The 16,000-nt window shown below is 48.3% G+C and carries 25 protein-coding genes and 2 pseudogenes; all 27 read right to left on the reverse strand.

The annotated features are described in order from the left end of the window. Window positions 1-10: 10 nt before the first annotated feature. Complete coding sequence (locus DSM2777_RS19980) at window positions 11-223, reverse strand: DUF1799 domain-containing protein (protein WP_335340651.1); 213 nt, start codon at window positions 221-223, stop codon at window positions 11-13. Between the two features lie 86 nt (window positions 224-309). Then, window positions 310-663: a phage tail assembly chaperone gene (locus tag DSM2777_RS19985; protein ID WP_061554341.1), complete on the reverse strand. Its 354-nt coding sequence runs from the start codon at window positions 661-663 to the stop codon at window positions 310-312. An 87-nt stretch (window positions 664-750) separates the two neighbouring features. Continuing rightward, on the reverse strand, window positions 751-1,446 hold the full coding sequence (locus DSM2777_RS19990) for a phage tail protein (RefSeq protein WP_061554340.1): 696 nt from the start codon (window positions 1,444-1,446) through the stop codon (window positions 751-753). A 74-nt stretch (window positions 1,447-1,520) separates the two neighbouring features. Beyond that, a complete protein-coding gene (locus tag DSM2777_RS19995) occupies window positions 1,521-1,958 on the reverse strand; it encodes a hypothetical protein (protein WP_061554339.1) in 438 nt (145 codons plus the stop codon). A 7-nt stretch (window positions 1,959-1,965) separates the two neighbouring features. Continuing rightward, the gene (locus tag DSM2777_RS20000) at window positions 1,966-2,385 is read right to left on the reverse strand and encodes a phage tail terminator-like protein (RefSeq protein ID WP_061554338.1); all 420 of its coding nucleotides are present in this window, start codon (window positions 2,383-2,385) and stop codon (window positions 1,966-1,968) included. Continuing rightward, window positions 2,386-2,973: a hypothetical protein gene (locus DSM2777_RS20005; RefSeq protein ID WP_061554337.1), complete on the reverse strand. Its 588-nt coding sequence runs from the start codon at window positions 2,971-2,973 to the stop codon at window positions 2,386-2,388. A gap of 2 nt (window positions 2,974-2,975) precedes the next feature. Further along, window positions 2,976-3,320: a hypothetical protein gene (locus DSM2777_RS20010; protein WP_061554336.1), complete on the reverse strand. Its 345-nt coding sequence runs from the start codon at window positions 3,318-3,320 to the stop codon at window positions 2,976-2,978. A 20-nt stretch (window positions 3,321-3,340) separates the two neighbouring features. Next, entirely contained in the window at window positions 3,341-3,847 is a 507-nt protein-coding gene (locus DSM2777_RS20015) for a hypothetical protein (RefSeq protein WP_061554335.1), read from the reverse strand. Then, complete coding sequence (locus tag DSM2777_RS20020) at window positions 3,847-4,326, reverse strand: DnaT-like ssDNA-binding protein (protein ID WP_061554334.1); 480 nt, start codon at window positions 4,324-4,326, stop codon at window positions 3,847-3,849. The genes DSM2777_RS20015 and DSM2777_RS20020 overlap by 1 nt, the downstream gene beginning before the upstream one ends. 54 nt (window positions 4,327-4,380) lie before the next feature. Beyond that, entirely contained in the window at window positions 4,381-4,992 is a 612-nt protein-coding gene (locus tag DSM2777_RS24765) for an Ig-like domain-containing protein (protein WP_156088371.1), read from the reverse strand. Then, window positions 4,914-5,873, reverse strand: coding sequence for a major capsid protein (locus DSM2777_RS24770; RefSeq protein ID WP_061554978.1), 960 nt, complete (start codon window positions 5,871-5,873; stop codon window positions 4,914-4,916). The genes DSM2777_RS24765 and DSM2777_RS24770 overlap by 79 nt, the downstream gene beginning before the upstream one ends. Window positions 5,874-5,885: 12 nt before the next feature. After that, window positions 5,886-6,662, reverse strand: a complete 777-nt coding sequence (locus tag DSM2777_RS20035) for a hypothetical protein (RefSeq protein ID WP_061554331.1) — start codon at window positions 6,660-6,662, stop codon at window positions 5,886-5,888. 131 nt (window positions 6,663-6,793) lie between these two features. After that, window positions 6,794-7,129 carry a hypothetical protein gene (locus DSM2777_RS20040; RefSeq protein ID WP_061554330.1) on the reverse strand — a complete coding sequence of 112 codons (336 nt, stop codon included), beginning with the start codon at window positions 7,127-7,129 and terminating at the stop codon, window positions 6,794-6,796. Between the two features lie 119 nt (window positions 7,130-7,248). After that, window positions 7,249-7,428 (reverse strand): hypothetical protein, encoded by a 180-nt coding sequence (locus tag DSM2777_RS20045; RefSeq protein ID WP_061554329.1) that lies wholly within the window; start codon window positions 7,426-7,428, stop codon window positions 7,249-7,251. A gap of 17 nt (window positions 7,429-7,445) precedes the next feature. Continuing rightward, window positions 7,446-7,634 (reverse strand): hypothetical protein, encoded by a 189-nt coding sequence (locus tag DSM2777_RS20050; protein WP_061554979.1) that lies wholly within the window; start codon window positions 7,632-7,634, stop codon window positions 7,446-7,448. 641 nt (window positions 7,635-8,275) lie between these two features. Then, window positions 8,276-9,358: pseudogene (locus tag DSM2777_RS25035) on the reverse strand (phage minor head protein); the annotation flags it as partial. 16 nt (window positions 9,359-9,374) lie between these two features. Further along, window positions 9,375-10,781: a DUF4055 domain-containing protein gene (locus DSM2777_RS20060; protein ID WP_061554327.1), complete on the reverse strand. Its 1,407-nt coding sequence runs from the start codon at window positions 10,779-10,781 to the stop codon at window positions 9,375-9,377. Then, a complete protein-coding gene (locus DSM2777_RS20065) occupies window positions 10,781-12,109 on the reverse strand; it encodes a phage terminase large subunit family protein (RefSeq protein ID WP_061554326.1) in 1,329 nt (442 codons plus the stop codon). Before DSM2777_RS20065 ends, DSM2777_RS20060 begins: the two co-directional genes overlap by 1 nt. After that, complete coding sequence (locus DSM2777_RS20070; RefSeq protein WP_061554325.1) at window positions 12,078-13,091, reverse strand: terminase small subunit; 1,014 nt, start codon at window positions 13,089-13,091, stop codon at window positions 12,078-12,080. The genes DSM2777_RS20065 and DSM2777_RS20070 overlap by 32 nt, the downstream gene beginning before the upstream one ends. Before the next feature lie 216 nt (window positions 13,092-13,307). Beyond that, entirely contained in the window at window positions 13,308-13,487 is a 180-nt protein-coding gene (locus tag DSM2777_RS20075; RefSeq protein WP_061554324.1) for a hypothetical protein, read from the reverse strand. A 69-nt stretch (window positions 13,488-13,556) separates the two neighbouring features. Beyond that, entirely contained in the window at window positions 13,557-13,841 is a 285-nt protein-coding gene (locus DSM2777_RS20080; RefSeq protein WP_061554980.1) for a hypothetical protein, read from the reverse strand. Between the two features lie 130 nt (window positions 13,842-13,971). Then, window positions 13,972-14,037, reverse strand: a pseudogene (locus DSM2777_RS25200) (hypothetical protein); the annotation flags it as partial. A 98-nt stretch (window positions 14,038-14,135) separates the two neighbouring features. Then, window positions 14,136-14,321, reverse strand: a complete 186-nt coding sequence (locus DSM2777_RS20085; RefSeq protein WP_061553980.1) for a hypothetical protein — start codon at window positions 14,319-14,321, stop codon at window positions 14,136-14,138. Then, window positions 14,308-14,712 (reverse strand): hypothetical protein, encoded by a 405-nt coding sequence (locus tag DSM2777_RS20090; protein ID WP_061553979.1) that lies wholly within the window; start codon window positions 14,710-14,712, stop codon window positions 14,308-14,310. Before DSM2777_RS20090 ends, DSM2777_RS20085 begins: the two co-directional genes overlap by 14 nt. Then, window positions 14,709-15,251: a KilA-N domain-containing protein gene (locus DSM2777_RS20095; protein ID WP_061553700.1), complete on the reverse strand. Its 543-nt coding sequence runs from the start codon at window positions 15,249-15,251 to the stop codon at window positions 14,709-14,711. Before DSM2777_RS20095 ends, DSM2777_RS20090 begins: the two co-directional genes overlap by 4 nt. A 306-nt stretch (window positions 15,252-15,557) precedes the next feature. Next, entirely contained in the window at window positions 15,558-15,746 is a 189-nt protein-coding gene (locus DSM2777_RS20100; protein ID WP_061554981.1) for a hypothetical protein, read from the reverse strand. A gap of 62 nt (window positions 15,747-15,808) precedes the next feature. After that, window positions 15,809-15,997, reverse strand: coding sequence for a hypothetical protein (locus tag DSM2777_RS20105; RefSeq protein ID WP_061554982.1), 189 nt, complete (start codon window positions 15,995-15,997; stop codon window positions 15,809-15,811). Between the last annotated feature and the right edge of the window lie 3 nt (window positions 15,998-16,000).

Raw genomic sequence — 16,000 nt, forward strand, 5'->3', positions numbered from 1 at the left:
CAGGGCTAAATCAGGTGTTTTTATGAAGTAACCGAAGTGCGGCGGCTTCCATAACTCTAAGATCACTAAACGCGCTTGCCTCATCCTCTACGCCTTTCACCTTCATAAGCCACGGCAGGCAGTTATAATCCAAGCCGCTAACGCCATTCATGCCGGTTCGCCATTGCGTAGCCATGCATATGAACACGTTAAAGGCGGGTGCAATATCCGGCCAGATTTCCACGATTTCATCATCGTAATCATCGGGGCTAAAGCCAAAGGCGTTATTTATGGGGATTTCAGGCGTATAGAATGCCTCGGCAAGCGCTATTAGTTTTTTTCGCGGATCGCCATCATTTCGCGGGTGTAGGCACTGGAAATAGAATCAAACGCGCGCGCGTAGTTTTCCAAAAGGGTGATCACATTATCGCGATTGAACTCTTCCGGCAGTTCCCAGCCTTGGCAAATTTCCATCAAATAATCCGCGGTGGGCTCATTGGTAAATTTATTCTCTTCACGTTGCACGGCGAGCTTTTCGCTTAGCGCTTTTTCTAAGGATTCAAGCTCTGCGCGTTGTTTATTCTTGAATGTAATGATCAGTTCGCCATCATCATCTCCAGCACGGGGAATCATCACTGGAATGGAGAAGGTAGGGTTAGGGTTGAAGCAGACTTTTTTAGCCATGAAAATTGTTTCCTATTGAATTAAATTATTTCGGATATCGGAAGGAATAGCCCGTCAGTGCGGGCTATTGGCATTAAATAAACATTGTTATTTTTTTGGTGCGGCGGCGCTCGCTGGCGCAGTAGCGCTAGCCTGTTTATAGGCAGTCAAACCAGATTGAAGGTTTAGCGTTGCCGTGACCGTTTCAACCGTGTTCACCGCAGTATTAGGAATATCGTTAAAGGATGCCTTAGCAGACCAGTAGCGATTCTCTTTTGCCTTCGGTACAAACATGTAAGCGGCTAAGGTGTCTTGCGAGCTATCCGCTTGTCGCAATAGGTCATAAAACGGAAGGCTTGAATCATGGGCAATTGTGTATGTTTGGACGCGGGCAGTTTTGAACGTGTTTACGTTGCGCTGCGTTGTATCGGATAAGAACTGAAGCTGTATGCTCTGCTGTTCACCACCTGAGCTAGCCACTTCAGTAATTTGAGACATTTCCTCCCATGACTTAATGACTCGGAAGCTACCTGCGCCGCCACCAGCGGCAAAATCGCCGGTGTTCAACGTATTAATATCTTCGAGCGTTACAGAGGATTCAGAGGCTTCTTTAACTCGCGCGATAACCTCATCAAGACCAGGCCACGCCGAGCGGATGTGAATAATATCGCCGGCTTTTGCCTTGGTTGCTTCGGCAGTAGTGAAAACAGTTTCGGCCGCGTTGGTTGCTGCGGTGACGGTTTCGGCTTCCGCATATGTTTTAGCAAGATAAACATGCGAGCCGTTAGGCAATGCAAAGCCCATAGGGAATACTCCAATTTTAGGTATAAAAAAACCGCCCTAATGGCGGTGTGTTTGGTTTTGCTTGGTGCGGAATGTTATCTACCGTTTAATGCTTGCCAGATAGAACCGCCGGGGCGTAAGGCCGTTGAAATACCAGTGCGAATTAATGCATTGATATCTCCGTTGGATAATTGCTTTTGCCCTAATGGCAAGTCCTCAGCATAAGGCGCCTGTTCAATAGTGAAAGCGGGGGCATAGTAGACGGGCTCGCCATTTTTCGGCTTTTCAAATTCCTTACTATTGGCGATCGCGTTTTCGATAACTTCGCTAACGTTGGCAGCTGTAACAGCCTTCTTATTGATAAACGCTTCATTAATGAAAACCTTCACTGATTCGGATTGCACCTCTTTCGATTCGGTACCAGTACCCAGCAAGCCAGCTGGCAGGCGTTCAACCAGTTCGAGAAGATGCGAAACCTTAGCGATCGCCGCGTCAATATCGCTGCTATCAATTTTGATTTTAATTTCTGCCATGATTATTTCATCCTGTAACGGTGTCGGCCCGATAATCGATATTAACGGGGATTAAATAACGGGTATCACTAGGAAGCGGCCGCATTCGATACGGTACCGATTCAATGTATGCGGTAAATTCGCCGCTGGTTAGCTCCAAGCCGGCCGGAAAGGCTTTCAGGATACTATCTGCCACCTCTCCCGCTTTCGTCTTGCCTGAGCCCGCAGGCGCTACCACATCCACTTGAAACACGCCGCGGAAGACTTGCAGCGCGCCGGCAATATCAATGCCAAGCGTTTTAGCAGGCAAGATATGCGAGCGCAGATAAATTGCTTTGCTGTCTTTAGGCTTGAAACTGATATTTTCCATCGCGATTTCTAAGCCTAGCGTCGCGGCCACGCCGGCCAACTTTGATTCTAAAAGCTGCGTGATTAGTGTCGTTGACATTTAGCCGTTAACCTCCTGCATAACTTCGCGAAAAATGCTTGGAAAATCCTTCACGGTTACGCGGATCATTCCTTCCGGTGCCTGCTGTGAATGGCCTTCGACTTCTAACCGGTAGGCATAGGGAACGTTGTTCACAAAATAAATGGTACGCATGCCTACTTTGAATTGCTCTAAAACCATGTTCCCCGTTGCCATAGTTGTAGATCCGCCCGCGTCTACGCGGTTTGTTTCTCCGCTAGGTTCGTGATCTATTCCTATTTGCCAATTACCCTTGAAGCGGCCGCCGGTATATCCTGCCGGCGCTTTAATATCCATACTGTCCGAAACGCGGGCTTTCTTCTTCAGTCGCCCCGTTTTGGTCAGATTAGCCGGATCCTGCTTAGCGGCCTCGTTGGCCTCGTATACCGCGCGGTTATATTGGGCCGCAGTCTGATTAATGGCCCATATTTCAGGATTACCAACGGGTGACATATCTACAAGGCGCGCAAGAATTTTTATCCCCGTTCGCCTTACTACTTCGTCCATCTTATTTTTCGAGCCATCAACGAATAGATTGATAGATGCCATAAACTGATCGCTATTTGCCATGACTAGGCCCTTAGCTGTGGTTTATATAAAATGAGAACGCCAGCCGGCTTGATGGGGTTAGGTGCTATAACTCGATAGCGGCGGCCGTCTACATCGATCCAATCGTCTATCTTAATTTCAGTTTCGGCCGTGGCTATAATTTGAAAATCGCCAGATTCAATTAGCGTTCCGTCGATTTCGTTTAATTTGTACTGCACCACAATTCCGGTGATCGCCAGGCTTACTTCCGGCGTTTCAACCTCGATGCCGCCTATGTTTTCGACCCCGCCACCACGCCAAAGGGCAAACTTCTTCCCATTCTTCGCGATTGACTTGGCCGCTCTTAACTGCGCTTTCAGGTAGTTCATGGCCGCAACTCCTTAGCAAGCTAGTTAATTTTTCCAGACTCAGCCGCCGCGCTGCGAGCCCATGAATCCAAATCCAAAGATGTAGCCACGCTATAGTGATGCTGTTTATCCATTTCATAGCAATTCACATCCCCGCCGGAATAAATATCTAATTGAATGGCGATTCTTACCGCTTCTACCGCATCCTTGCCGGCCAGCATGGCAGCTAACGCAAAGCTTTTACCGGTACCAGCTACCCAAGGGAATTTAGGAATAGCCATTGGGATTAGCTTTTCACCGAATTCCTGCGGTGCGCTGCCGTCATTAGGAATGAATAGACCGACAAAACTTGTTAAAACCGGCCGGGTTTCTTTGCGCCCTGCATTGAACCATTGCACGACCAATAATCCATCTTCTTGATTCCCTGCGGTGGCAAGTACCCCGCCAACAACATTGGCAATCTTATTTATGGTGCCGGCTCGCATATCGTCGTATGTGACGAGCGAATCAGTCGCAAGCGTCTTACCGTCAAAAGCGATAGTAGTCATTACGCGCGCCTCGCGATGGCGTTAGCCTCAAAAGTGCTAGTGGTGAATTCGCGCAGCATCGAATCAACGGCCGGATAAGACGGCTTGAAAGATTCGCCATCCGCGATCGCGTAAGTGGTATCGATAGCGCCTTCAATGCGTTCGCGCTTGATAGCGGCTTCACGGTTAGAAGCCAGTAAATCACCTTCTTTGGCTTCGATTGCGAGCATGCATTGTGCGGTGACCAATTCGCGCGGGATCTTGTCTTTAGGATATAAACGACCATCAAAGACAACGTTAGAACGCGGCCACGCCAACGGCTGATCGTCTTTGGTGCGCTGCCCCTGCCAGTTTAAGCCGGTTAGATAATCCATCGCCTTAATGAGTAGCGGCTCTGTTTTTTCCGGCAGCTCTAGATCGCGCCCTTCGGCGTACTTGGACAAATCATCCGCTGATGCATAGCTATTAAAATCCGGTGATGTTGGATCGGTGACTAGCATTAATCCCCCTGCAAAGAAAAAGGGGCCGAAGCCCCTTGTTTATAAACGCATCAGTTATGCTGTCGGTACCGTTACTTTACTGACGGCGGTTTTATTGCCATCCATAGTTGTAACAGTAATATCGGCCGCGCCAGCTGCAACGCCGGTAACCTCGCCGGTTGCTTCATCTACGGTAGCGATAGCCGCATCAGACGTGGTGAATTTAACGGCCTTATTGGTTGCGTTTGTAGGCGCCACTGTTGCTGCTAATTTCACTTTCGCACCGATCGCCACATCAGCAGTAGCCGGATCAATCGTTACACCAGTTACTGCAACGTTAGCCGCATTAAAGGTGATGCTTTCCGTCGTGGCTTCAACGCCGTTAACGGTTGCCGTTACTACTGCGGCGCCGGCGGCATTAGACGACAATTTAGTCGTAGCGCCACCTGCTGCGCCCGTCTTACCTGATTCAGTGCTCAAAGTTCCCGCAGTCGTCTTCCAAGTAACGGCCGCCCCGCTTACTGGCTGGCCGTTTTTGGTAAACGTTAGGGAAATTGTAGCGCTATCAGTTCCATCGGCGGTGACGGATGTTTTATCCGCCGATAGTGTTACTCCCCCGCGCTGGCCGCCTTCAGCTTGATCATCACGCCTGCGGTTACTTTGTTGTCTTTGGCGTATTTCTTCCAGTTATCCGCGGTGCCGATCTTGGTTAAATCAGGGTTAGCGCCGCCGGTAGTTTCATTCCAGCTATAACCAAGCATATCAATGTTCACGGTGCCTTCCGCGCGGTAACCAACGCTCAGGTTCTCTTCATCGTTGATGTCGAAAGAGCGGAAACCCGGTGCTTGCGACTCGGTAATCGCGATAGCGTTAGGCAACAAGCCCAAGATGACATCGACTGGCGCGGTATCGGTCACTAGAACCGGTTTACCCAGCGTACCAGGCGGGCCGCCATAAACTACCACGCCGGCTTCTTCATAAAGCTTGTTAGTGATCGCCTCATCAACAATGTCAAAGTAGGAAGCGGAATGCATAACAAAAAGACTAATACGGCCGAATTTATCGCCGTACTTACGCATGCCTTTGGTCAGCGTTTTTTTACCATCGGTTGCGATGTCGGCAGTAACAACCATATCGGTATTAGCGCCAATGGCTGCAACGGCGGCGCTAATGGCATATTTCACAAAGCCTTCCAGCGTCGCATCGGCAACATCGGTGCCAACTACGGAAGAGAATTCATCTAGCGCACGCCCGCGGCGCTTGAATGCTTCTTCAGTCGTCGCGTAAGGGCCATATTTCCATGGTGCCTTCACGCCTACGGCTTCGCCCGCTCCGATCTTCTTGTTGGTTACTTTATCAACGGAATTAACATCACGATGTTCGATAGTGCCGCCGAGAACGTAGAAAGCGCGCTTTTTGAAATCGCCCTCAATCATTTCGTTATCTAAAACGATGGCGCCATTAGAAGACGCATTGAAAACATCCAAGTTATCTTGGCGACGCTCTAAATAGGAAGTCTGCGCCAAATCGTTATAAATAATCAGATCACTGTTTACTGTAGTGGTCATATCTTTAAATCCTTATTTCGGAAGTCGTAAATAGGCCTGCTGGCCGTTAGTTCGAATAAATTCGTTTTTCTGCGATTGGCTCATTTCAGAGCGTTTCAGATTGCCACCGCCATTTTTGTGTGCGCCAGCTCCGCTACCTTCAGCGCGCGGCCACAAATGCGGCGCCGTGTCTTTCATTGATTCGGCCCATTCAAAAGGCGAAAGCGGCGTTTTGCCGTCCTTGCCTAATAACTGGTTACCATCCTTATCAACGGCTACGGCCTCGCCTTCCTCGTTAACTTGGAAAAGCCCTTTAGCGCGTAGGATTAAATCGTCTACGGCATCAGGGATTGCGCCAGCCTTCAGCGCAGCTGCGCGGATTGAATCGCCTAAAACGCGATCACGGAATTTGTTTGAAAACGCTTCCGCTTTATCTGCGCGGTCATTTGCGGCTTTGATTTGCTTATCGGAATCAGTGCGCATGCGCTCTGTACGTTTATTTAATACTTCGTCGATCTGTCCGTTGGCGATTAGCTTGGCTTCTTCGTCGTCGGAAAATCGCTGCAAGATAGTGCGCACCGCATCGGGATCAATGCCGTCGAAACGCTTCAAGTTATCGCCTTGCTCTTTAAGCTTGCCGAGTAATTCACTATTTTTCGATTTCAAGCCGGTTACGTGAGTAGCCACCTGTTGATCGATTAGCGCTTGGATTTCTGGCGTAATTTCAACGCCACCACCTTCGCCGCCCGCGGCGCCTTCGCCTTCTCCTGCTGCTGCGTAGTATTTAATAAACAAATTGCGATAAAGCATGATCATTCCCCTCGGGAGTTGTTGCGGGCCTCGCCCATAAAAAAAGCCCCGTTTTTAGGCGGGGCCGTGCTTCAGATATAAAAAAAGCCGCCCTAGGCAGCCATTTAAAAGATTCGATGTAATGCCGCTAACTAGTGCGGCTGGTATTCTTCGCGCTCACATGGGATCGGCGTATAAATCGGCGCGGCCATTGCGGCTACATATTCATTTATGCGGGTTGCACTTTCCTTAACTTCGTTTGCGGATAGCGTTACATAATCTGCATTGCTTCCGTAAAAAAGCTTCAGGCTATCGATGGGAACGCCTTCAATGATGTAAATCGCGTGATACTCATCGGCTTTACCGAATACCACATTTTCATGAATAACCATTTCGCCGCTCATGATCCGGTAATGAAGTTCGGCACCTCGCACCATGCCGCCGGGATTGCGCGTTAGGTTTTTAACGAAAATATCAATTTTAGCCATTTTTAACCTACTCTATTATTCGCTGTGCGCTTTATGGCAAAGCGTAATTTTAAGCTATGCAGTTGCATTACTTTAGCGGCGCTCGCCTAATGCAGCCCGCGTAGCGCTATTATTTGTTATTAGGTTAGCGTAATTCTTACATAGGGGCCTTTCCATTCAGCGTCATTGCGCATCGGGCGCGGTAAAACTTCCATTGAAACCACGTTCAAACCAGTTTGCTCTTTCAATTCACGGCATTTCAGACCGATAAACTCGCCTATTTCAGCCTCAATACGTTCTTTGATTTCGCATGCTGTCATAATGTAACCTCGATTAATTAACTGTCTTTATTGACATCATCCATCACAGCCGCGCTAATCAACCCCCCGATCATGTGCGCTTCTGGCGTATTTCCGCCTGCCTTATCGCTCAATGCTTCTAAGGCATCCAGTAGGTTATCTGGCCTTGGGTTGGCGTGGTATGGCTCTGTTGCCTGTTTTAAGTACGGGAATTTTTCTTCAGCCATTCTAAAAGCTCCGGGTTTATTCGTTTATGCTCACTCTCATCGCCCAACATATAAAGCGCGACGGCCTCAGCAAATAGCTCTCGCTCATTACTTGCAGCATAGTAGCTTACGGGGCGCCACCAGCCCGCCTGATAAGCTTTTGTGGAAAGATATTCCAGCTCATCAAGATTAGAATAATAAAGGTGATGTCCCATTTCATGGGTAACAGTACCCGCTACAGATTGCTTTGCTGCATATTCAAAAGCAAATCCCTTAGCGGCTTTCTCTGCTGCGACATTAACCATATCTAGCTGTTTGATAGGTAGCATAGAAAGAAAATCAACATCAGATCCATTCTTACGAATTTCGTCCCATCGTTGTTGCTCTAACGCCCAAGCTGAAATATGAATAGACTGATTTTCCTTGAAGTAAGCCCCTGCGGCAGATGCCTTCATCCCTTCTCGCTCGCTGAATGAAGAAAGCGGCGCAAGGTTGAACTTAGTTAACACATCGCTCATCGCTTGCGCTGCTTCTTTAGCAGATTCAATTGGCGTTCCATCGGGAAAATGCAACTGGTTAGCGATAACACCTTGCATGCCATTTTCAATATCACGCAGCGTTTTAGCATCAGCCAAAGAAAAACCGGACTTACGTCCGGCTGTTTCTATCTCTTTTAACTGCGCTAGCGTTAGCCATTCGCCGTTATCTGTATACATATCACTAAGCTTAATTTCGCCTGCACGATACATCCGCCCACGCTCAGCGCCTAGAACCTGATCTTGCCGGTATGCTGATTGCTTAGATAACCATTCTAAATATGATGTTTCGGCGGGGATCTGTCCGTCCATCGTTGCGCGCGTGGCACCGCTTAGCTCGCCCTTTTTGAAACCAAGTTCCCGCCATGATTTAGTAACAAACTTTTCGCTGCTGCGGCAGCAAAAATGAATTTTGCCAGGGCCTTGTAGATACGGAATTTTATGGCCGAGCGGCTTGTTTTTGAGTGAATACATTAGACGATCGCGGATCCGGCACTGCGCCGAAGTCTTCGTGTCTAACGTGCTGCTCCACTGCTTCGCCTTAATAATATCGCTATTGTTTTTAGCGAATTTCTCGCGCGCTTCCGCGGCCGTATGGTTAACCGCTGTTTTGATAATGCTTGCCGCGTTGGCGCGGCTAACCTGCAAGGCACCGTCTTTATAATCGGCCCCTTTGGTACCACGCACCCGTCGAATAATTGTTTCAACGGTTTCGCCTTGAAGAAAGCCATTACTTACGGCAGTGGTGATGCGCTTCAGGCGGTCTGACTCAAGGTTACTGGCCCAATCCTTCAGCAAGCGGCCTTGGAACGGCTTAGACATTGCCGCCGCGTATACCTGTTCAAACGATATGCCAGCCAACGGGAAACGCTCTAACACTTCCGCAGGCAGAAGAGATGAAAACAAATCTAACTGATAGCCGGCTTCATGCTTGGCAAAATCTTTGATTTCGGTTTGCAAGCCAGCAAGCATGCTTTGTGTCGCTATTTCGTTCACCTTTCGAACGTCGCCTAAGAGGCTTTCAAGGCGTTTCACCGTGAAACTGTCTGGCTCTAATTCATCCAGCGCGGCGAAAAGCTTGGCGGATAACTCCGCATCGCTTTGATTAAGGATCTTAATCATCTTTTTCGCTACGCCGGTTGAATAACGGCTTACAAACAACGTATGGGCGATTGCTTCCTCGCTAAGTCTTTCGTTTACCGTTGCCATGTTTCACCCTTGCTGGCTATTGTGCGCCGTTGCTACCGCCGGCCATGAAGTTCGGGCCTTCGCTGTTTAACTCGTCCATGATTGCATTGAAATCCTTACCAGGATCGATAACGTCCATCTTTTGCAGTTGTCGAATAAGATCAGCGATAGGAAGCGCTTTATTCATCCAGGCAGAAACCAGTGCCGTGATGGTCTGCGGATCTACTAACTTGGCGATGAAGTCTTGATTCAGCTCATACTTGATATTCTCTTCAGACTGGCCCATGTAACGCGCGCACCATTTAAGCGCCTGCGTGTAAGCCGCTGATACGTTAGCGCAGCAAAGGCCAAGAATTGACGTAGCCGCGGCTTGCTCGCCGCTAGATTGCGTCGCAGTCTTCGCCGTGGCGTTCTGCTCAAGCAAACGGGCTCCAAGCTTAATCATGTAATCAACTTTATCGTTCATGGCTTCGCGAACAATCATATTCGGCTGGCCCTGCATGATGCCGCAAGAGCCTTCCTTGGGTAGCATAATTGGATTACGTGAACCAAAGGCGATGCCGTTTTTCTTAATGTATTCGCGCCAATCTGTATCCGCGCCACTTACCCAAGGCTGGGCCTGCCCACAAAAGAAAACGCTATCTTCATAATCGGCTGAGTTGCGGTAATGGCCCAGGTTGATTTCGACCAACGACGATAAAGGCGCGTCGTCGATCACGGCGTCGTTATTCTGAGCGCCAATAAAAGTAAACGGGATCTCGTCCCAATGCGTTTTTCCTTTCGGCTTAGGTTCAATTTTTGAACTAATAGAATACGCGCCGGCAGCTTCACTGCTTTTTGTCCAAATATCGACAAAAAAACGGGAGTCTTTAAGGTACAAAACGCGATATTGAATTTCGTCTTTGAAGCCGAATCCATCCGGTTTTTCGATACATTCGCGCAGAACAATTAACGTATATTTATTCATGCCGCCAATATTTTCAACGCGCCAGTTCGGCACATCCTCGGCCCGATAAGCTACGATAATGCTCTGCTCTCCCGAGGCTGCATAATCGACGTAGAGACCATGGCGGCCGACTTCCAAAACGGATTCGAGCGCGAATTGGGATTGCTGAATAATGCTAGTGTTAGATCCATCAGCGTTAGTTTTCAGCTTATCCATTTTGTCGGGAATTTCTAACGCCGGCGGCTTGCGGAATGCCAAACCCTGAAGCCCGATCCGAGTATGCCCCACGATGCCGTAAAACACGGCGCGCTTTAAATAGTCCGCGTTTCGCTGTTGATTTAACGCTGTTTTATCGTTCGGGCTCAACATCGGTAGATAAACATTACCGGCAGCTTTAACAGCGATCGGCCCGCTGCATACATCGCGGTTTTTCTTCCATTGCTCTGATGCGGCTTGATATTCGGGCCGCGTAAAGGTTACATCGTTGTTGTTGCTCATCAGTACGCAGACCCCATGAAATCATTTTCGTAAATATTCTTAGGCCCAAGTGGGAAGAGTTTAATGATCGTATAGCCACCAGCATCGACCGCATGATCGAAGCCGCCTTTTTTATCCGGCTCGCCTGCGTCGTTATAGATTTGGCGCTCTAAACACTTGGTATAGATTGGGCATTTTTTGGTATTAACTTTCATGCGCCGTTCATCGTAGGTATTACATAACATCGAGTTAACCGCGTTGATGCGGTCTTTTACGGCAGGGTTTGAATCGTTAACGCGCACAATAAAGCCGGCGTCTTCAAGCAAAGACAAGTCTGACTGGCTGGCGTTGTTTGATTTTCGGTTTTGACCTGAAGCATCGGGATATACATAAATCTTATGATTCGGATAATGCTTCTTCAGCTCTATGATCATCGCCGGCGTGTCGAATATCTCCATATGCTCGGCCAAGGCGCTGATCGCGTTCTTGCCTTTCCGAACGTACACAACGGCGGCCATATGTTCGACGTTGAAGTCCATCCCGATATGCAGCTCATCATCAGGCTTTATCGTGTCGTCTGTATGATTCAGCGCGCGATTGAAGCAATAATAAACAACGCCTTTGTAGTTCTCGAAACTGGCTTCGTATTCTTGCCGGAATGTTCGCGGATCCATCTTGCGACGGGCCGCTTCGATTTCTTCCGGCGGTACGTTTCCGCCATCCAATGACGTATAAAGCCAGCTTTTATGATCGGGCTCACCACCGTCTTTGCCGTCTTGCCAAGTATCGTAACAATGGTTAAACCCTTTCGGCGTTCCGATGCGTAGCGCATGGCCGCCGCGACGTTCTTCACCGTTCACGTAATAGCGACAGGATGAAAGCATGGGGCGCAATACTTCTTCCCACGCTTCATACGGACAATCGGCCCACTCATCGACCAGCGCAAAGAAAAGACCGGATCCGCGCAAGTCGTCGTAGTTGTTCAGGCCAACACATCGCATTATATGTCCGCTTTTCAGCGTAATAACGCATTCGGTTTCGTTCGGCTTGCCAGCGCGCCAGTGCGGCGGGATTGATTGCTTTAAACGGCGCCAGAAAACGCGCTTAGCCTGTTTAAACGTGGGCGCGCAGTACCAGATTTCATCCTCAACACTAACGCCCCATTTCACGGCCAGCCGCGCCGCTCTGCGCATTTCAGCTTTGCCTAAGAATGTTTTCCCGAAGCGGCGGCCGCAAACAGCATCGCGGAAACGGGCTTTAGGCTGCCATCCCCAGGCATAAATATTGGCCTGCTTTGGCGTTAAAACAGGCGCTAAGTTAGAGGATCGGCTCGTCGGGGATTGGTTCATCAGGGCTCACCGTTTGCAGTTGGTAATCTTCCTCGAAGCCTGATCGATCATCCGGCCGGCTAAGCTCGTTGCGTATCTTCTGAGTTTCCAGATTTTCACGCTCAAGGCGGGCGCGTTTAATGGCCTTATCTTCCGGTGATTCAAGCGCCCCTAATGCGCGGGCGATATTCTCCAGCATCTTTTCTTTGCTGATTGTTAAGACTTCGATCCCGTTCTTGGTTTGCTTCACGCCGGCATAAGCCAAACGGGCTAGCGGGGATAATTCGCGCGTGTCGTGTATGTGTACGCGGCTAATACCTTCACCACCGCATTCGGGGCAATCGGGATTAGGTTCACGCGTCTTTAAGTAATCAAGGCCGCCAGCGCAGTCGGGCGCGTCTTTCTCGGCACGCTCCGCCTTCTCGCATGCCAACCGGTATTCGTCGGCCGTCCATTCGTAAGCGTGACCAATGCCCCAGCAATGGCGGCAACACCCGCGGCGCAACTCTGAAATTTCATTGGCATCGAGCGTTGCTAATTGCCACATCTGCGCGATAACATCGGCCGCGGAAACCAGCGATAACTCGGCCGCGGCGCGCAGCTGCTTATCAATTGCGGCTCTAACATGCGGTTTTTGTAGCAACTGATAACCGAGTGTAGAGGCGCTTTTAGGACTATAGCCCGCGCGTAAAGCGGCTTGCGTGGCGTGTTTATCCTTTAGATATTCAATGACAAATTGTTTTTGCTGATCGTTTAGGTCTTCATCATTGATTAATATGGCTGCGCTTTTCGATGCCTGCGCTTTGCGCATTCGTGTTTGCGCAGATTGCGCAGTTTTATTCTGCGCAGTTTTTGCGGAAGTCTTTGTGGGCTTCTTGATATACCGGCGGGCTGATGTGTAATTAATTTCTTTTGCTTCACACCATTCTTTCGGTGATACGCCAGTGCTGATGAATGCGGCTAAATATTCCTTTTGCCTGGCTGCCCAATCTTGTTTAGCCATGGCGACTTCTCCAAAGGTAAATGCGCTTTTGCGCAAATCGTAAAAACTGCGCTCTCGCAGCTGTCACGCCGTTTTGCCTGCTCGGGCTGACGTTTTCCGAAAACGTGGGTAAAAAGGTATAAAACTCCCTGCATTGATTGTTTTTGAATAGCCTTGCACGAATGGTCAAATCTATAAATCAGCAGAAAATAAAATAACGTCAGCAAAGCCACCAACTTAAAAATTTTGGGACAACGCTTTTTTAAATGATGACTGCATCCCGGTATTTAGTTTTATGTCTTTGAGGCAGCCTATAACCGCAACTATCTTTCCTTTTCTATCAGTAATGATTTGGGTATCAGGGCGTAAGAAGAGGTGCTTGGGCTTTACAGTCCGTCCATTGCTCTTGTTATTCATGGCGGCTCTCCAATAAAAAAGGCCACCAGCGGTGACCTATGTTGTTATGCCTACTTGAGGCGGGCTTTATCATCTCTGTATCACCGCCATCTCTCTGACGACGAACGTACCATCATTAATGCGACTTACACACATACCGAGGGGCGCTCTATTCAACATCTCAGACAACCGGCTTTGAGTTACCACCGTTGCTTGGTCGCCGCATCTGAATTCTTTTCCTTGGGGCTTTGGCATTTCTAACTTGCCACCACGAGAAGTAGTTCCGTTTATAGCCCAGTTTAAAGCACCAATAATGCATACCAACCCAATACCTAACGATATAAATACCGCTTTTACACCATTGGAAAACTTCACGCTGAGTTCCTTCCCCAAATAAAAGCGAAGATAACAGCATGAAGATTATGGTTAAAATTGGTTGTATAGATCAATTATCGTTTATCGATCGTTCAAAACGATCGGTATTGCAAAGGTATTACGTTGGTATCTAAGGATTCACTGTTGCGGCGGAATCATAGATGCGTTCACAGGTTCGTCCGGCGCTATAAGCGCGGTCAGCCTCTTTTGCATACTCTCCTGCTGCTTCTTTTGGTTCGGTAAATGAATTTGGTTAGCCAGACTCGCCCCGCTTCGCAGAGGTGCTAACTGACTTCATTCTTCCGCTTTACTTGGATTACCGTATCGCTTTTCGCCTGTGCGCTTTAGCACTCGTAATTGAAGATTTACTGCGCGAATAATTTCCTTAGCCGCTGCCACTCTTCCCGTATCGAGAAGCTTAAATGCGTTTCCCATGACTTCTTCTATGTAATCAATACGATTGTATTCAGATTTGGTCATTGAGCTCACCTTTCGGTATCGTTAGCAGCCCATATTCATCCCTGTCGCCAATGTCTTCTAGCATGTCGCCAAATCCATGAACTAAGGCGTTCATATATTTTATGCCGCGCTTGCTTAGCTCTGGAACTTTACCGCCGCATATCACTGCGCCTTTGGCTGGAGTGGGATCAAATTTTTTCAGAAGCTTTGAGTAAAACTTTGCTCTATAGCTACTTGTCATTCGGTCTTTTGGATATCCGTCGAGGAGACCCCATAAGAATGAGTGGCTTACTTCAATATCCCCAGTTGCATATCGGTAGATTGGACGACGCCATATAGCCACTAGGTGAAGTAAATAAGCCTCTGCCACGCGAGAGCAGAAGAAATCACATGAGGTTTCATTATTCATCATGGTTTTCCCTCCGGCAGACCGGGGATCGTAACCTGAATCTCTTCAGCTAGTAATTTACGCTGAGACTCCAATTGGTTTTTCTCACCACCAACACCCCATTTGTTCATTATTCTGGCGGCAGTACTCACGCGACGCTTTTTAGACTGATATTTAAGCTCTAGCAGGTTTGCCTGAGCAAACTTACTAACCTGCCCTAATATCACGCTTCTGAATGTTTGATATACCTTCAATTCAAATGCTGGAGATAACCAAGCTGCGTATCTGAGAGCAATAAGCTCATGCGCCCACGTACCTCGCTCGGAGCCTCCATGAATGGTTCTAAGTATTTGATTTTGTTCCAAGGTGCTTTTTAGCTCCTTGGTCACTTCATCGACATAACCCTTGATACCATCTGCTTTAAGGAACTTACTTGGCTTTTGCCAAAGCTTGGCCTTCTTAGCCGCCACTGCCGCCTTGTGTAAATCATTAAGATTGTAAGTACCAAATTCTGTATTTCGAACTGGCATATTTTCGATAACAATATTCGTTGGATATTGCATGATGACTTCCTTTTAGTGATAAACCTTGCGCTCAGGAAGAACCAGCCCGTAGAGGGTTCATCAGACCACTGCTGATCTCCTCAAGGCTTATCCTGAAAGGTTCTACGGTAGAATTGCGCCGAGCGTGGCGCTGATGGTTTACTTCAGTTGTAAAAAAGCCCCACCGAAGTGAGGCTATAAAGTGGTAACGGATGCTTTACCCTGATAAATCAGGAGATTTAAGGGTTCAAGCCTTTTTAGCTCTTCTTCCCGCATGGTCACCTCCTATTATTTTAAGTACTGGGCGTGGGTATAGATCTGTAATTCCTAGCCGAGCTTAGCGCGAACCAGAGCATCTTTAGCTTCAAGTAATTTGCGCAGACCTGCTGATTTTTCAGCACCATCAGCCAATGACTCATCCATCAGTTTTGCTGGCTCGCCGATTGGCTTGCTAACTTCCTGTAGATGAGCTGGAAGATGTTCATATGCGAAATACTTCATGATTGGTGCAGCCATTTTATTTCCTCTGAATGTAAAAAGCCCCACCGAAGTGAGGCTCTATTGGGTGTTTGTTGCTATTAATCTAACTTGGCTGGTGACAACTCGCCCTCTTCAAACCAAGCGTCTACAGCTCGACCATCGGCGGCTAGATAATGGATCAGGTACTGGTTGCACATGTTCGTATATTCAGCACGTGCTTTGATGTGACCCTCTTCGCCACTGATTGTTACCTGAACCACTTGCCCTAATTCATGTTTGAAACTCATTTC

Source organism: Obesumbacterium proteus (assembly GCF_001586165.1).
In the GTDB taxonomy this organism is placed as follows: domain Bacteria; phylum Pseudomonadota; class Gammaproteobacteria; order Enterobacterales; family Enterobacteriaceae; genus Hafnia; species Hafnia protea.

Coding starts and splice junctions, on each gene's coding strand:
- DSM2777_RS20035 (WP_061554331.1), bottom strand. CDS start 6,662: ATGCTTTATCGCAATTTGTTTATTAAATACTACGCAGCAGCAGGAGAA.
- DSM2777_RS20020 (WP_061554334.1), bottom strand. CDS start 4,326: ATGCTAGTCACCGATCCAACATCACCGGATTTTAATAGCTATGCATCA.
- DSM2777_RS20070 (WP_061554325.1), bottom strand. CDS start 13,091: ATGGCTAAACAAGATTGGGCAGCCAGGCAAAAGGAATATTTAGCCGCA.
- DSM2777_RS19985 (WP_061554341.1), bottom strand. CDS start 663: ATGGCTAAAAAAGTCTGCTTCAACCCTAACCCTACCTTCTCCATTCCA.
- DSM2777_RS20000 (WP_061554338.1), bottom strand. CDS start 2,385: ATGTCAACGACACTAATCACGCAGCTTTTAGAATCAAAGTTGGCCGGC.
- DSM2777_RS20040 (WP_061554330.1), bottom strand. CDS start 7,129: ATGGCTAAAATTGATATTTTCGTTAAAAACCTAACGCGCAATCCCGGC.
- DSM2777_RS20010 (WP_061554336.1), bottom strand. CDS start 3,320: ATGAACTACCTGAAAGCGCAGTTAAGAGCGGCCAAGTCAATCGCGAAG.
- DSM2777_RS20100 (WP_061554981.1), bottom strand. CDS start 15,746: ATGGCTGCACCAATCATGAAGTATTTCGCATATGAACATCTTCCAGCT.
- DSM2777_RS20045 (WP_061554329.1), bottom strand. CDS start 7,428: ATGACAGCATGCGAAATCAAAGAACGTATTGAGGCTGAAATAGGCGAG.
- DSM2777_RS20005 (WP_061554337.1), bottom strand. CDS start 2,973: ATGGCAAATAGCGATCAGTTTATGGCATCTATCAATCTATTCGTTGAT.
- DSM2777_RS20085 (WP_061553980.1), bottom strand. CDS start 14,321: ATGACCAAATCTGAATACAATCGTATTGATTACATAGAAGAAGTCATG.
- DSM2777_RS19990 (WP_061554340.1), bottom strand. CDS start 1,446: ATGGGCTTTGCATTGCCTAACGGCTCGCATGTTTATCTTGCTAAAACA.
- DSM2777_RS20090 (WP_061553979.1), bottom strand. CDS start 14,712: ATGATGAATAATGAAACCTCATGTGATTTCTTCTGCTCTCGCGTGGCA.
- DSM2777_RS20050 (WP_061554979.1), bottom strand. CDS start 7,634: ATGGCTGAAGAAAAATTCCCGTACTTAAAACAGGCAACAGAGCCATAC.
- DSM2777_RS20015 (WP_061554335.1), bottom strand. CDS start 3,847: ATGACTACTATCGCTTTTGACGGTAAGACGCTTGCGACTGATTCGCTC.
- DSM2777_RS19995 (WP_061554339.1), bottom strand. CDS start 1,958: ATGGCAGAAATTAAAATCAAAATTGATAGCAGCGATATTGACGCGGCG.
- DSM2777_RS20105 (WP_061554982.1), bottom strand. CDS start 15,997: ATGAGTTTCAAACATGAATTAGGGCAAGTGGTTCAGGTAACAATCAGT.
- DSM2777_RS20065 (WP_061554326.1), bottom strand. CDS start 12,109: ATGAACCAATCCCCGACGAGCCGATCCTCTAACTTAGCGCCTGTTTTA.
- DSM2777_RS24770 (WP_061554978.1), bottom strand. CDS start 5,873: ATGACCACTACAGTAAACAGTGATCTGATTATTTATAACGATTTGGCG.
- DSM2777_RS20075 (WP_061554324.1), bottom strand. CDS start 13,487: ATGAATAACAAGAGCAATGGACGGACTGTAAAGCCCAAGCACCTCTTC.
- DSM2777_RS20095 (WP_061553700.1), bottom strand. CDS start 15,251: ATGCAATATCCAACGAATATTGTTATCGAAAATATGCCAGTTCGAAAT.
- DSM2777_RS20060 (WP_061554327.1), bottom strand. CDS start 10,781: ATGAGCAACAACAACGATGTAACCTTTACGCGGCCCGAATATCAAGCC.